The following is a 15,032-nucleotide window of genomic DNA, read 5'->3' on the forward strand; positions in this document are numbered from 1 at the left end:
GCCTCGTCACGTACCTACCTCTTCCAGACTTCTGTCAGCTTATGTAGCTGACTGTCCGGAATCTGCTGGGCACCTCAACTCGTGGAAGAGGGCGTCGAACCCCTGGGTGAGGAATGGCTGCAGAGGCTGCATAACGACCATCGCAACGTTGTCCAGTTCAGCCCGCCGACGCCGATCCTGGCCGACAACGCCCGCGAGGCGCTGGAACGCGTGTTCCAGCACGTGATCATTGATTCGGTCACTCAATCCCGTGTTCGAGGCGAAGGAAGCCATGCCGGGAGCCTTGAAGAGACCCGGACGTGGCCGGGGGAGATCGGCGGTGAGGTGGATGTAACAGTCGGGCGCGAACGTCTGTGACGTCTGCGTAACGCCTGTTTCTTATGTTTCCGTCGTTGGATCCGCCCGATGCGGCTTTGGCGTCCCCGCTGTTCGGCGGAGGGTGTCACGGGCCCCTGCTCAGGGAGAAGGGACCTATGGCGGCGTCAGAGAAAGTGAAGACGGTCTGCTCGTACTGCGGCGTCGGCTGCGGGATCGTCCTGGAGGTGGACGGGCGGCGCCGGGTCGTCAAGGCCTCCGGAGACAGGAGCCATCCGGCCAACGCCGGTCGGCTGTGCACCAAGGGAGCCACCACCGCGGACATGCTCGCCGCCCCCGGCCGCCTCGAAAGCGGGCTCGTCAGGCCCGACCGGGGCGCCGAGCCCGTGCCGACCGGCGTGGACGTGGCGATCAACGAGACCGCGCGCCGGTTGCGGCAGATCCTGGACGAGCACGGGCCGGACGCGCTGTCGTTCTACGTGTCCGGCCAGATGACGCTGGAGGCGCAGTATCTGGCCAACAAGCTCGCCAAGGGCTTCGTCGGCACCAACCAGATCGAGTCCAACTCCCGGCTGTGCATGGCCAGCGCGGGCAGCGGCTACAAGCTGTCACTGGGGTCGGACGGCCCGCCCGGCTCCTACCAGGACTTCGACCACGCCGACCTGTTCTTCGTGATCGGCGCGAACATGGCCGACTGCCATCCGATCCTGTTCCTGAGGATGATGGAGCGGGTCAAGGCCGGTGCCAAGCTCATCGTGGTCGATCCCCGCCGTAACGCCACCGCCGACAAGGCGGACCTGTTCCTGCAGATCAGGCCGGGCACCGACCTGGCCCTGCTCAACGGACTGCTGCACCTGCTGGTCGAGGGCGGCCACGTCGACCGGGAGTTCGTCGAGCGCTACACCGACGGCTGGGAGGCGATGCCGGAGTTTCTGCGGGACTACCCTCCCGAGACGGTCGCGGCCCTCACCGGCATCCCCGAGGACGACCTGCGCCGGGCGGCCGAGTGGATCGGCGCGGCGGGGGAGTGGATGAGCTGCTGGACGATGGGGCTCAACCAGAGTACGCACGGCACCTGGAACACCAACGCGCTGTGCAACCTGCACCTGGCCACCGGCGCGATCTGCCGCCCTGGCAGCGGCCCGTTCTCCCTGACCGGCCAGCCCAACGCCATGGGCGGACGCGAGATGGGCTACATGGGGCCCGGCCTGCCCGGCCAGCGCTCGGTGCTGGTGGAGGAGGACCGCCACTTCACCGAGGAGCTGTGGGACCTGCCGCCCGGCACCCTGCGCACCGAGGTCGGCCAGGGGACCATCGAGATGTTCTCGCGCATGGCCGAGGGCGAGATCAAGGCGTGCTGGATCATCTGCACCAACCCGGTCGCCAGCGTCGCCAACCGCAGGACCGTCATCGCGGGCCTGGAGGCCGCCGAGTTCGTCGTCACCCAGGACGTCTTCGCCGCCACCGAGACCAACGCCTACGCCGACGTGGTCCTGCCCGGGGCCATGTGGGCCGAGACCGAAGGCGTGATGGTCAACTCCGAGCGGAACCTCACCCTGCTCGAGCAGGCCGTGGAACCGCCGGGACAGGCGCTGCCCGACTGGCAGATCATCGCCCGCGTCGCCTGCGAGATGGGCTTCGAGGACGCCTTCTCCTACAGCAGCGCGGAGGAGGTGTTCGAGGAGATCAAGCGGGCCTGGAATCCCAAGACCGGCTACGACCTGCGGGGCGTCACCTACGAGCGGCTGCGCGAGACCCCCGTCCAGTGGCCGAGCCCGCCGGGTGGCGGTGACCGCAATCCCGTCCGCTACCTCAACGACGGCATCAGCCAGGCGCCGCTCATCCGGCCCGACGGCAGCCGGCCGCGCCTCGCCTTCGCCACCCCGAGCGGCCGGGCCGCCTTCCTTCCCCGCCCGTACCTGCCCGCCGCCGAGCTGCCCGACGACGCCTACCCTTTCGTCCTCAACACCGGCAGGCTGCAGCACCAGTGGCACACCCTGACCAAAACGGGAAAGGTCGCCAAGCTCAACAGGCTCAACCCCGGGCCCTTCGTCGAGATCCACCCGCGAGACGCCGCCGAGCACGGGATCGGCGAGGGCGACCTGGTGACGATCGCCTCCCGGCGCGGCAGGGCCGTGCTGCCCGCCCGCCTGACCGACCGCGTCATGCAGGGCAACTGCTTCGCGCCGTTCCACTGGAACGACCTGTTCGGCGAGTACCTCAGCGTCAACGCGGTCACCAGCGACGCCGTCGACCCCATCTCCTTCCAGCCCGAGTTCAAGGTGTGCGCGGTCTCCCTGACCAGGGTCGCCTCGGAGGCGGGCGGCGCCGCCTCGGAGGAACCTCCCGCGGCTCCGCAACACCTCCCGGCCCCCCGGACGCCCGGCGGGTCCGAGCGGATCGCCGCGCTGGCCGGCCTGCTCGGGCTGACCGACCTGGTGCCACCGGTGCTCGCCGACCACGAGCGCCGCTACCTGTCCGGCTTCATGTCCGGCCTCGGCGGCACGGCATCCACGGGTACGGCGGTGCCGGTCCTGCCGGACCACGCCCCCGTCGACCCCGCCCACGCCCTGTGGATCAACGGGGTGCTGGCCGGTATGTTCTCCCGCACCGTCGCGCCGTCACCTCAAGGAGAGACCGGCGATCAGGTGTCGGCGCGTGACGTCGTCGTCCTGTGGGCCTCCCAGACCGGGAACGCCGAGGAGTTCGCCACCACCAGCGCCGACCGGCTGATCGGCGCCGGGCGGAACCCCCGGCTGGTCAGCATGGCCGACTGCGCCCCGGCCGCCATCCCCCGTGGCACGGACCTGCTCGTCATCTCCAGCACCTTCGGCGACGGCGAGGCCCCCGACAACGGCGTCGGGTTCTGGGAGGCCCTCATCGGGTCCGGCGCACCCCGGCTCGACGGCGTGCGTTACGCCGTACTCGCCTTCGGTGACTCCAGCTACGACGACTTCTGCGGCCACGGGCGACGGCTCGACCAGCGCCTCGAAGAGCTGGGCGCCGTGCGGCTGGCACCCCGCCTGGACTGCGAGCCCGATGACCATTCGCTGGCCCTCGGCTGGCTTGAGCGGTTGCTCACCACCCTCGCGGAACCTTCCGTCCCGTCCCCGGCGAACCCGGAGCCCGAGCCGCCGCGGGCGGAACCCGGTTCGACGTTGCCGGGTTCCGGATCGACGCTCCCGGATCCCGGGCCGGCCTCCTTGGGCCCCGATCCGGCATCCTCGGCAGGCCCCGGAGCGGCACCGTCGGGCCTCGGCCCGGCTCCCTCGGGTCTCGGTCCGGCTCCCTCGGGTCTCGGCTCGGCTCCCTCAGGCTCCGGCCCGACGTTCTCCATTCCCGGCCCGACGTTCCCAAGCCCCGCCTCGACGTTCTCCGATCCCGGTTCGACGTTGCCGGGTCCCGGGCCGGCGTCCGTGGGTGCCGGGTCGGCCTCCTCGGATCGTGAGCCGTCGGCGGGGTCCGGCAGGGACGCGCCCCTCAGCGCCCCCCTGACCGGTAACCGGCTGCTCAGCATGCCCGGATCCGCCAAGGAGGTGCGGCAGTTCACCTTCGACACCGGCGGCGAGCTGACCTACCAGGCCGGTGACGCGCTCGGGGTGCTGCCGGTCAACAGCGCCGACCTGGTCGCCGAATGGCTGGCCGTGACCGGTCTCGACGCCGCCGACCCCGTCGAGATCTCCGGTCTCGGCTCCCTCCCGTTCGGCGAGGCCCTGCGGAGCCACCTGGAGATCACCAAGATCACTCCCGGCCTGCTCAGGTTCGTCGCCGAACGTACCCGCGACCGCGATCTCACCCGGTTCCTGCGCTCGGGCAACGGGGGCGAGCTGGCCAAGTGGACCTGGGGCCGCCAGGCCGTCGACGTGGCCGGCGAACTCCACGTCCGGGCCACGGCCCAGGAGTGGGCGGGCGTTCTCAAACGCCTGAGGCCGCGCCTGTACTCCATCTCCTCCAGCCCGCTGGTCGACCCCCACCGGGTGCGCCTGACGGTCTCGGTCGTCCGCTTCGACAACCCGCGCGGTACGCCGCGCAGAGGGGTGTGCTCGTCCTTCCTGGCCGACAGTCCCGAGAACACCTCCGTGCCCGTGTTCGTCCAGCGCAACAGGCACTTCCGCCCCCCGGCGGATCCGGCCGCCCCGATGATAATGATCGGCCCGGGTACGGGCGTCGCGCCCTTTCTCGGCTTCCTGGACGAGCGCCGGGCACTGGGGCACTCCGGCCGCAACTGGCTCTTCTTCGGCGAGCAGCGGCGCTCCACCGACTTCTACTACCGTGACGAGCTCGACGCGTCACGCCGCGACGGCCTGCTGACCCGGCTGGACCTCGCCTTCTCCCGCGACCAGCGCGCCAAGGTCTACGTCCAGGACCGCATGCGCGAGCACGGTGGCCGGCTCTGGTCCTGGCTTCAGGACGGCGCACACCTGTACGTCTGCGGCGACGCCAGCCGGATGGCCAAGGACGTCGACCAGACCCTGCGCGAGATCGCCACCGTCCACGGCGGTCTCGATGACGACGCGGCCGCCGTCTACGTCAAACACCTGGCCACGAGCAGGCGCTACGTGCGCGACGTGTACTGAGTTCCTTCGCCGTTCTCGTTCTTGTCGTCCGGGCCGGGACCGCCGCATCCGATTAGGGTCGCGGGATCGGCATTCTCGACGAGGAGTACGTGTGATCGGCAACCTGCAGTGCGTGGTGCTGGACTGTCCCGACGCTCCGGCCCTCGCCCGGTTCTACCGGTCGCTCCTGGGTGGCGCGCTCAACCGGCCCGATCCCCGGTGGACGCTCGACGACGACTGGGCGACCCTTCACACCGACTCCGGCCTCGTGCTCGCCTTCCAGGGAGTGAAGGAGTATCGGCCACCGCGCTGGCCGGATCCGGCGCGCCCGCAGCAGTTTCATCTGGACATCGACGTGAAGGACCTCGACCTGGCCCGGCGGCAGGTCCTCCGGCTCGGCGCCACCGTGCTGGACGCCGGAGACGGCACCCGCGGCTGGCAGATCTACGCCGACCCGGCCGGACACCCCTTCTGCCTGGTCCGCGGCTGACCGGCGGGTCCGGCCGCCCCGTGCGAACCCGTGGACGGCGCCGCGGGAGGGCGCCGCTCACGGGTACGGGCCGGGCGATCGTCAGATGCCCGGGAACACCCGGCGGAGGTCGTCCAGGGTGACGCCGTCGCCGGTGACGGTCGCCGACGGCGGGGTGTGCTCGGGGGCCAGCCTGCCGCCGAGCAGGCGCGACCAGGCCTCGCTGGGAAGCGACAGGGTGACGTCGGCGGTCTCCGGCGCCTCGCTGAAGCCGACGGTCTCCCCGAGGGTGAGGCCCAGGACGTGGTCGGGGTCGGTCGTCTCGACCCGGAGGGTCGTGGCCACGCGCGGGTCCAGGGCGTCGGACCTGCCGATGAAGCCGATCATGAAATCGAGCGGACCGGCGTACAGGTCGGTCAGCACCCCGGCGGCGTCCTGCCCGACGGTGGCCTTGGGGTCGAAGGCGACCTTGACGTCCCAGGCGTGCAGGGCGGTCTCGTTCAGGCGCATCCCGGCCACCAGCGCGACGCTGCCGGGCATGGGGAGGAATCCCAGCTTGATCTGCAGCCGCTCGCGGGCGTCGGCGTCGAGGTCCTCGTAGGCCGAGACGATGTCGGCGTCGGCGGTGAGAAAGTCCTCGGCCTGCTTCCCGGGGTCCTTCGCGTTCCACCGGTCCCACACCGGGTGGTTGAAGTCCTGGCCCGGCGCGTCCTGGCCGTTCTGCGCCGCGCGCAGTGTCGCCAGGCCGATCTCGGCGCCGCTGCCGAGGTGGCTGAGCACCTGGGCGACGGTCCACTCCGAGCAGCCGGAGGGCCGGGTGAGGTCGGCGGCGTCCAGCCCTCTGACGAAGGCCGCCAGCTCGTCGTGGGTGGCGCGCAGAGCCGCGATGGTCCTGTCGGCGAGTGTGGTCATGGTTCTCCTACAGGGTGGAAGTCGGACGTGAAGGACGACGGCACCGTCATCCCGGTGGCAGCGGGCCGGTCGAGCGGCGCGGCACGAGCGTCGGGTTGACGGAGAAACGCACCGACGCCGTCCGGCCCTCGATCCGCTCCAGCAGCAGCCGTCCCGCCGTCCTGCCCATGATGACGCCGTCCTGGTCGACGCTCGTCAGCGACACGTTGGCCAGCGCGGCCAGCCGGGTGTTGTCGTACCCGGCGACCGACATGTCGGCGGGGACGGTCAGGCCGGCCTCGTGGATGGCGGCGAGCGCGCCGAAGGCGGCCAGGTCGGCGCCGGCGAAGATCGCCGTTGGGCGCGGCGACCGGGCGAGCAGCTGGAGCGCGCCCTGGTAGCCGCCCTCCTCCGCGTAGGAGGTCGTCGCGACGGCGATCTCGTCGCCGAGCCCGTGCTCGCGCATCACGCGCTCGTACGTCGCCGCCCTGATCGTGTGCAGCAGCTCGGCGGCCCGGCCGAGGCTGCCGTCCTTCTGCGCGATGTGCGCGATCCTGCGGTGCCCCAGCGCGATCAGGTGCTCGACGACGAGCTCGGCCCCGGCGTCGTCGTCGTCGAACACCGAGTCGTAGGCCGCCGACTTCTCGTGGCGGCCGAGCACCACGGTGGGCGTGCCCGCCGCGACCTGTTCCAGCCGTGCCTTCGAGCTGAGCGGGGCGACCATGAGGGCGCCGTCCACCTGCCGGTCGACCAGGGCGTCGATCGCCCGCGTCTCGGTCTTCGGGTCGGTGCCGCCCTGGACGATGATGACCTGGTAGTCGGTGCCGCCGAGCTGCTTGGTGAGGCCGTCGAGGATCTCGGGGAAGAACGGGTTCCTGATGTGGGGGAGCAGCACGCCGATGGTGAAGGTGCGGCCGCGCATCGCCCGTGCCCCCGCGTGCGGCCGGTAGCCGAGCTCGTCGATGGCCAGCTTCACCCGGTCGCGCATGGCCGGGCTGACGCCGTAGGCGTTGCGCAGCACCTTGGAGACGGCGGTGGTGGACACCTGGGCGTGACCCGCCACATCGGCGATCGTCACACGCCGTCGTCCGTCGCGCGTGGCCATGGGCCCACCTCTCCGGGATTCCACAGGGACGAGATCCGTAGCCGAGTGTACGAGCAGCGGGCCCCGAGCTGGGACGACGGTGGGTAACGTTATCCATTTTTCGGCACACCTCGTGCCGCGGGAAGGGCAATTCGCTTGATGACACGGTGTTTCGATTGAGGACCGTTCCCCAAAATAAGGCTTGACGCGCCTTTTTTGTAACACTACGTTAACCGCACACGGGGGCTCTTAAAACGATTGAATCGAATCCCGGAGCGGCGTCATGAAGACCTATCACCGCAGGCTGGGCGCGGCCGTCGCCGCGCTCGCACTCGCTGCCCTGACCTCCTGCGGCTCGGGCGAGGAGCCCGCGGCCGACGGCGCGGTCACCCTCTCCTTCCTCATCGACAACAACGAGACGAGCGTGGTCACGGCCAAGGCGGTCGTCGACGCCTTCCGGAAGACCAACCCCACCATCAAGATCGAGACCGAGACCCGGCCGCAGGGCGGCGAGGGCGACAACATCGTCAAGACGCGGCTGTCGACCGGTGACATGGCCGACATGTTCTGGTACAACTCCGGCTCGCTGCTGCAGGCGCTCAACCCGGCGCAGTCACTGGCCGACCTGACCGGCGATCCCGTGCTGAAGGACGTGCAGGAGTCCTACCTGCCCGTGGTGACGCAGGGCGGGAAGGTCTACGGCGTGCCCATGGGGACGGCCGCGGGCGGCGGCGTCATGTACAACCGGAAGGTCTACGCCGACCTCGGCCTCCAGGTGCCCAAGAGCTGGGCCGAGTTCACCGCGAACAACGAGAAGATCAAGGCGGCCGGGCTCACCCCGGTGATCTCCGCGTTCAAGGACACCTGGACCTCGCAGCTGTTCGTGCTGGGCGACTTCTACAACGTCCAGGCCGCGGCACCGGACTTCGTTCGGGACTTCACCGCCAACAAGGCCAAGTACGCCACCACCCCCGCGGCCACGGCCGGGTTCCAGCGGCTGGCGGAGGTCCACCGGAAGGGGTACCTCAACAAGGGCTTCGGCTCGACGACCCTCGACGACGGGCTGAAACTCCTGATATCGGGCAAGGGAGCCCACTTCCCGCTGCTCACGTTCGTGCTTCCGCCGCTGCTGGCCGACAACCCGCAGGTCGCGACCGACATCGGCTTCTTCGGGATCCCCGGTGACGATCCGGCCAGGAACGGGGCCACGATCTGGGAACCCGGCGCCGTGTACGTCGCCAGGACGACCGAGCACCTCGACGCGGTGAAGAGGTTCCTGGCCTTCGTGGCCTCGCCCGCGGGGACCGCCGCCGCCACCTCCGCCGTCCCGCCGACCGGGCCGTACCGGGTCAAGGGCTCGACGCTCCCGGCCGACGCGCTGCAGGTGGCCAAGGACCTGCAGGTCTACATCGACGGCGACGCCACCGCGCCCGCCCTGGAGTTCCTGTCCCCGGTCAAGGGCCCGGCCCTGGAGCAGATCACCGTCGCGGTCGGCTCGGGTCTGACCCCGCCGGCCGAGGGTGCCGCGCAGTACGACAAGGACGTGGAGAAGCAGGCCAAGCAGTTGGGCCTCGCGGGGTGGTGACCGGCTTGGAACCGGACACCGCGAACACCGGATCCCGCCACGGCGCGGGGTCCGGCCCCCGGGCGGAGCGCCGGCGCGCCCGCTCCGCCCGGAACAGGTCCGCCGCCGCCTACCCGTACGCGTTCTACCTGCCCGCCGGGATCGTCTACGTCGTGATCTTCCTCGTCCCGACGGCGATGGCCTTCTACTTCTCGCTGACCCGGTGGACGCTCTTCGACAGCACGTTCGTCGGGCTGGACAACTTCCGGGACTTCTTCGCCGAGCAGAACCTGCGCGTCGGGTTCCAGAACACGTTCGTCTACGCCGTGGTGACCAGCGGCCTGAAGGTCGTGCTCGGGCTGCTGCTCGGCGTGCTGCTCACCTCGAGGCTGCGCCTGCGCGGCTTCCTGCGCTCGGTCGTCTTCTTCCCGGTGCTGGTCAGCACGGTCGCGGTCGGCATCACGTTCAGTGTGCTGCTCAAGCCGGACACCGGGCTGGTCGACAGGACGCTCGCGCTGGTGGGCGTCTCGGGACACGACTGGCTGGGCGACGCGAGCACGGCGCTGCTGTCGGTGGCGCTGGTCGACGTGTGGAAAGGGGTGGGCCTGGCCACCGTCATCTACATCGCCGGGATCCTGTCCATCCCGCCGGACTACTACCAGGCCGTCGCGGTGGACGGCGGCAACGCCTGGCACCGGTTCCGGCACATCACGCTGCCGCTCAGCCGGCCCGCCACGTACTCGGTGATCATCCTTTCCTTCATCGGCGGCCTGCGCTCGTTCGACCTGATCTGGACGATGACCCGCGGCGGTCCCGGCTTCACCAGCGACGTCATCGCGTCGATCATCTACAAGCAGTACCAGGCGGGCTTCTACGGCCTGTCCACCGCGGGCAACGTCATCCTCTTCGTCGTCGTCACCGCCGTCGTCCTCCCGCTCACCTGGTTCCTGGGCAGAAGAGAGGTCCCCTCGTGAGAGCGCTGCGCAAGGCCGGCGTCGAGGCGGTGGTGCTCGTCGTGGCAGCCGTCGTCTTCCTCGTCCCCTTCTCGTTCATGCTGCTGACCGCGGTCAAGGACAAGACCCAGGCCGCGGACCTGGACTTCGCCTGGCCGGCGAACTGGCCGATCGTGGCCAACCTCGTCGAGGTGGTGACCGCCCGGGACTACGTCCTGCTGCGGGCGTACGTCAACAGCACCGTCCTGACCGTCGCCTCCGTCGCGCTGATCGTGGTCTTCGCGGCGATGGCGGGGTTCGTGCTGCAGCGCAGGGCGGGCCGGATGGGCGCGCTGGTGAACCTCATGGTGCTGTCCGGGCTCATCATCCCGCCCGCGATCGTGCCGACCATCTGGCTGCTGCAGGGGCTCGGGCTGTTCAAGACGATGCCCGGCCTCATCCTGGTCGAGGTCGCCTTCAACCTGTCGTTCGCGGTGCTGCTCTTTCGCGCGTTCGTCGCGGCCATCCCCAGGCAACTGGACGAGGCGGCGATGATCGACGGCTGCACCGGCCTCGGCCTGTTCTTCCGTGTGATCTTTCCACTGCTGCGGCCGGTGACGATCACGGTGATCCTCACGACCTCGGTGGCCGTCTTCAACGACTTCGTGAACCCGCTGTACTTCCTGCCCGGCGACAAGAACGCGACCGTGCAGGTCACCCTCTACAACTTCCAGAGCCGCTACAGCACCCAGTGGAACCTGCTGTTCATGGACATCGTCCTGATCACGATTCCGCCGTTGCTGGCCTTCGTCTTCTTCAACCGCAAGATCGTGTCCGGCATGACCGCCGGTGCCATCAAGGGCTGACCCGAGGAGTTCCACGCCCCGTGACCACCGAACCCGCCCTCCGCGTCGAACCACCCCGCTTCGAGCATCACCGCGAACCGCTCGGCATGGGCGAGAGCGCGCCCCGCCTGTCCTGGACGGTCGTCACCGACCTGCCGGGCTGGCGGCAGCGCGCGTACGAGATAGAGATCGCCGACGAGACCGGCGCCACACTCACCGCGACCGGCGTCGTCGAGTCCGACCGCTCCGTCCTCGTCCCCTGGCCGGGGGCGGAGTTGGGCTCCCGGCAGCGGTGCGGCGCGCGTGTGCGCGTCCACGGCCGGGACGGCTCGGCCGCCGGCTGGAGCCCGTGGTCCTGGGCCGAGACGGGCCTGCTGGAGCCGGCGCGCTGGCACGCGGGCGCCGCGGCGCCACCGCTGGAACTCCTCGGCCCTCCCGACGGCCCCGCCCTGCTGCTGCGGCGCGACTTCGCGGTGCGCGGACCGGTCGCGAAGGCCCGCCTGTACGTGACCGCCCACGGGCTGTACGAGGTCGAGATCAACGGCGAGGTGGTCGGCGACGACGTCCTCGCGCCGGGCTGGACCAGCTACGGCCACCGGCTGCGCTACCGCACCCACGACGTCACCGCCCTGCTTCGGGAGGGCGCCAACGCCGTCGGCGCCACGCTCGCCGACGGCTGGTACCGCGGCCGCCTCGGCTTCCACGGGGGCAAGACCGGCGTCTACGGCGACCGTACCGCGCTCATCGCCCAGCTGGAGATCACCTACACCGACGGGACGGCCGACCGGCTGGTCACCGACGGTGGCTGGCGCTGCGCGCCGGGCCCGGTCACCGCCGCGAGCCTGTACGACGGCGAGACCCACGACGCCCGGCTGCTCCCGGACGGCTGGTCGTCGGCGGGCTTCGACGACGGCTCCTGGCTGCCGGCCGACGTCCTCGACCACGACCCCGCGCTGCTGGTGGCCCCCACCGGGCCGCCGGTGCGCCGGATCGAGACCCTCTCCCCGGTGGAGGTGCTCACCGGTCCCGAGGGGGAGACGATCCTCGACTTCGGCCAGAACATCTCGGGCCGCCTGCGCGTCCGGGTTCAGGGACCGGCCGGTCACACCGTTTCACTCCGGCACGCCGAGGTCCTCGAGGACGGCGCGCTGTCGCTGCGGCCGCTGCGCGACGCGGCCGCCCTGGACCGTTACACCCTGCGCGGGGGCGGGACCACCGAGGAGTGGGAGCCGCGCTTCACCGTCCACGGCTTCCGCTACGCCCAGGTGATCGACTGGCCCGGCGACCTGGGGCCGGGCGACGTCGAGGCGGTCGTCTGCCACACCGACATGCGGCGCACCGGCGCGTTCACCTGCTCCGACCCCCTGCTGACGCGCCTGCACGAGAACGTGCTCTGGAGCATGCGCGGCAACTTCGTCGACATCCCGACCGACTGCCCGCAACGCGACGAGCGCCTCGGCTGGACCGGCGACATCCAGGTCTTCGCCCCGACAGCCTCCTTCCTGTACGACTGCGCGGGCATGCTCTCCTCGTGGCTCGCCGACCTTTCCGCCGAGCAGGCGGACGTCGGCACCGTCCCGCACTACGTTCCCTGGATCGACCTGCTGTTCCCCGCCAGGCCGGCCGCGGCCTGGGGCGACGCCGCGGTGATCGTGCCGTGGGTGCTCCACCAGCGCTTCGGCGACCTCGGCGTGCTGCGGGCGCAGTACCCGGGCATGAAGGCGTGGGTCGACCAGATCGCCGCGCTGACCACGAAGAACCTGTGGGACGAGGGTTTCCAGTTCGGCGACTGGCTCGACCCCGCCTCGCCTCCCGACCAGCCCGGCAAGTCACGCACCGACCACGTCCTCGTCGCCACCGCCTACCACGCGTGGAGCGCCCGCATCCTGGCCGACACCGCCGGGCTGCTCGGCCACGACGACGACGCGACGCGCTACGGGGCGCTGGCCTCGGCCGTGCGCGCCGCCTTCCGCGACGAGTTCGTCACCCCCTCGGGCCGTTTGGCCGGGGACACGCAGACCGCCTACGCCCTCGCCCTGCACCTGGACCTCCTGGAGGAGCCCGGTCAGCGTGAGCGCGCGGGCCGCCGCCTGGTCGAGCTGGTCGCCCGCGACGACCACCGGATCGCCACCGGCTTCGTCGGCACCCCGCTCATCTGCGACGCCCTGGCCTCGGTCGGCGCCCACGACACCGCCTACCGGCTGCTGACGCAGCGGGATTGCCCGTCCTGGCTGTATCCCGTGACCATGGGCGCCACCACGATCTGGGAGCGGTGGGACAGCCTGCTTCCGGACGGATCGGTCAACCTCGGCGAGATGACGTCCTTCAATCACTACGCGCTGGGCGCGGTGGCCGACTTCCTGCACCGTACGGTCGCGGGCCTCGCCCCGGCGGCGCCCGGCTACCGCCGCTTGCGCGTCGCCCCGCGTCCCGGCGGGGGCCTCACCCACGCCTCGGCCGAGCTGCGCACCCCGTACGGCCCGGCGTCGGTCGCCTGGACGGTGGCCGGGGGCGCGCTGACGGTCGCCGTCACGGTCCCGCCGGGCACCGTCGCGGAGCTGGACCTGCCCTGCGAGGGGGTCTTTCCGAAGGAGGTGGGCTCGGGCACCCACACGTTCACCGGCCCCTACCGGCCGTAGCGTCACTCGCGACCTCCCGGAAACGTTGTTAGGGGTCGCGGTCCCGGGGGCCGTGTCACCTGTGGGAGGCCGCGTTCCTGGGAAGAGGTCGCGTCCTGAGGGATCGCGTTCCGGGGCATCGCGTTCCGGGGAAGAGGCCGTGTTCCGGGGGGCGCGTTCCTGGGAGGAAGGCCGTGTCCCGCCCCCCGGACCGGGGGGCGGGAACCTCGTTCAGGTGCCGGGGATCTCCTTCACCTTCGGGATCGGGGAGAAGACCAGCAGCAGGATCGGCAGGATGGCTCCGGCGATCACCGCGAGCAGGATGGCCGGGCGCAGGCCGAGGCCCTCGCCGAGCAGGCCCGCGCCCAGGGCGCCCAGCGGAGCCGGGATCAGTCCGAGGGAGTAGATCGTGCCGATCACCCTGGCCTGGAGGTGCGGCGGGGTGATCGACTGCACCAGGGTCATGTTGCTGACGAAGAAGACCTGGTTGCTCGCCCAGACGACGAACTGGGAGAGACCGAGCATCCCGGCGGCCAGCCAGACCGGCCCCGACGCGAACGGCACCAGCAGCAGCGCGCAGTTGCCGATGACCGTGCTCCACAGCAGCGTCGGGCCGATCCCCACGCGGCGCATGGTCCGCACCGACAGGGTCGCGCCGAGGATGGCGCCGACGCCGCCGGTCGCCATGACGATCCCCACCCACTCCACCGGCAGGTTGGGCCCGCCCCGCAGCAGGAACAGCACGTAGATCGACTGCATGGCGCCCATGACGAAGAACGAGTACAGCCCGCTGGCGATGGCCAGCGGCCGGATCATCGGCTGGTCCATCACCCACCGGAAGCCCGCCCAGATCGCCCGGTGCACGCTCCCGGCCGTCTCGTCGTCCGGGGTGGGCACCTCCTCGCGCTTGCGGATGAGGAGGATGGCGATCGCGGAGAACAGGTAGGAGAGCACGTCGATCATGATCAGCAGTGGCGCGGCCACCACCTTGATCAGCGCCGCAGCCGCGCCGGGACCGGCGGTCTGCGCCAGCGACTCGCTCAGCTGCAGCTTGCCGTTGCCGTCACCCAGGTGCCGCAGCGGGACCAGCGAGGGGAAGTAGGAGCGGTAGGCGACCTGGAACAGCACCGACAGCAGGCTCAGGACGAACACGACCGCGTACAGCACCCCGAGCGTGAGGCTGTCCATCACGTACAGCAGCGGCACCAGGGCCAGCACCGCGGCCCGGCCCAGGTCCGACCAGATCAGCACCGGCCGCTTGCGCATCCGGTCGATGTAGACGCCGAACAGCAGGAATCCCAGCATCGGCAGCCGGACCAGCGCGCCCAGGATGCCCATCTCGGTCGCGCTCGCGCCCAGGGTGACGACGGCGATCAGCGGGATCGCCACGTACGAGATCTGCGAGCCGAACTGGGAGAGGGTCTGGCCGGTCCACAGCCGCAGGAAGTCCTGGTTGCGCCAGAGACCACCGTCGTCATCGGCCCCCTCGGGCCGCTTCTCGCCCCCGGGGGCACCGGGACTCCCGGGTCCTTCGGGTCCTTCGGGATCTCCGAGGGTTCCGGGGGTTTCTGGGGCTCCGGCGATCGGGGCGTCCTCGGGGACGTCGAGGGTCGTGGGGCCCACGGAGCCCACGGGCCCCACGGGACCCACAGCGGACTCACCGTTCCCGATGCTCCGAGCGCCGTCGGCCGTTCCTGACGCTCCGGCCGTCGTGGTCTTCCCGGCGTTCCCGGTGCTTCCGGTGCTCTGTGGCGGCCC

The 15,032-nt window shown here is 70.8% G+C and carries 10 protein-coding genes; 7 read left to right on the forward strand and 3 right to left on the reverse strand.

Going from position 1 to position 15,032, the window contains the following annotated elements; genetic code table 11:
* Positions 1-81: 81 nt before the first annotated feature.
* From ACSDR0_RS14570 to ACSDR0_RS14580, 3 genes are all read left to right on the forward strand, one after another.
* On the forward strand, positions 82-357 hold the full coding sequence (locus ACSDR0_RS14570) for a hypothetical protein (RefSeq protein ID WP_435289322.1): 276 nt from the start codon (positions 82-84) through the stop codon (positions 355-357).
* Between the two features lie 116 nt (positions 358-473).
* Complete coding sequence (locus ACSDR0_RS14575) at positions 474-4,892, forward strand: molybdopterin-dependent oxidoreductase (RefSeq protein WP_435289323.1); 4,419 nt, start codon at positions 474-476, stop codon at positions 4,890-4,892.
* 91 nt (positions 4,893-4,983) lie between these two features.
* The gene (locus tag ACSDR0_RS14580; RefSeq protein WP_435289324.1) at positions 4,984-5,361 is read left to right on the forward strand and encodes a VOC family protein; all 378 of its coding nucleotides are present in this window, start codon (positions 4,984-4,986) and stop codon (positions 5,359-5,361) included.
* An 81-nt stretch (positions 5,362-5,442) separates the two neighbouring features.
* Here the strand turns inward: ACSDR0_RS14580 and ACSDR0_RS14585 are convergent, their stop codons facing one another.
* Both ACSDR0_RS14585 and ACSDR0_RS14590 read right to left on the reverse strand, forming a co-directional pair.
* Positions 5,443-6,252 carry a maleylpyruvate isomerase N-terminal domain-containing protein gene (locus tag ACSDR0_RS14585; RefSeq protein ID WP_435289325.1) on the reverse strand — a complete coding sequence of 270 codons (810 nt, stop codon included), beginning with the start codon at positions 6,250-6,252 and terminating at the stop codon, positions 5,443-5,445.
* 46 nt (positions 6,253-6,298) lie between these two features.
* Positions 6,299-7,336, reverse strand: a complete 1,038-nt coding sequence (locus tag ACSDR0_RS14590) for a LacI family DNA-binding transcriptional regulator (RefSeq protein WP_435289326.1) — start codon at positions 7,334-7,336, stop codon at positions 6,299-6,301.
* Positions 7,337-7,598: 262 nt separating this feature from the next.
* Here ACSDR0_RS14590 and ACSDR0_RS14595 point away from each other — a divergent pair, with 262 nt between their 5' ends.
* From ACSDR0_RS14595 to ACSDR0_RS14610, 4 genes are read left to right on the forward strand one after another with little or no spacing between them, the layout of a single operon-like run.
* Complete coding sequence (locus ACSDR0_RS14595; protein WP_435289327.1) at positions 7,599-8,900, forward strand: ABC transporter substrate-binding protein; 1,302 nt, start codon at positions 7,599-7,601, stop codon at positions 8,898-8,900.
* Between the two features lie 5 nt (positions 8,901-8,905).
* On the forward strand, positions 8,906-9,853 hold the full coding sequence (locus ACSDR0_RS14600; protein ID WP_435289328.1) for a carbohydrate ABC transporter permease: 948 nt from the start codon (positions 8,906-8,908) through the stop codon (positions 9,851-9,853).
* Positions 9,850-10,677, forward strand: coding sequence for a carbohydrate ABC transporter permease (locus tag ACSDR0_RS14605; RefSeq protein ID WP_435289329.1), 828 nt, complete (start codon positions 9,850-9,852; stop codon positions 10,675-10,677). The genes ACSDR0_RS14600 and ACSDR0_RS14605 overlap by 4 nt, the downstream gene beginning before the upstream one ends.
* Before the next feature lie 20 nt (positions 10,678-10,697).
* The gene (locus tag ACSDR0_RS14610; RefSeq protein ID WP_435289330.1) at positions 10,698-13,295 is read left to right on the forward strand and encodes a family 78 glycoside hydrolase catalytic domain; all 2,598 of its coding nucleotides are present in this window, start codon (positions 10,698-10,700) and stop codon (positions 13,293-13,295) included.
* Positions 13,296-13,505: 210 nt separating this feature from the next.
* Here ACSDR0_RS14610 and ACSDR0_RS14615 read toward each other — a convergent pair whose 3' ends face one another.
* Positions 13,506-14,906, reverse strand: coding sequence for an MFS transporter (locus tag ACSDR0_RS14615; protein WP_435289331.1), 1,401 nt, complete (start codon positions 14,904-14,906; stop codon positions 13,506-13,508).
* Between the last annotated feature and the right edge of the window lie 126 nt (positions 14,907-15,032).

Origin of the sequence: Streptosporangium sp. G11 (genome assembly GCF_051192615.1) — a bacterium.
Taxonomy (GTDB): Bacteria; Actinomycetota; Actinomycetes; order Streptosporangiales; family Streptosporangiaceae; genus Streptosporangium.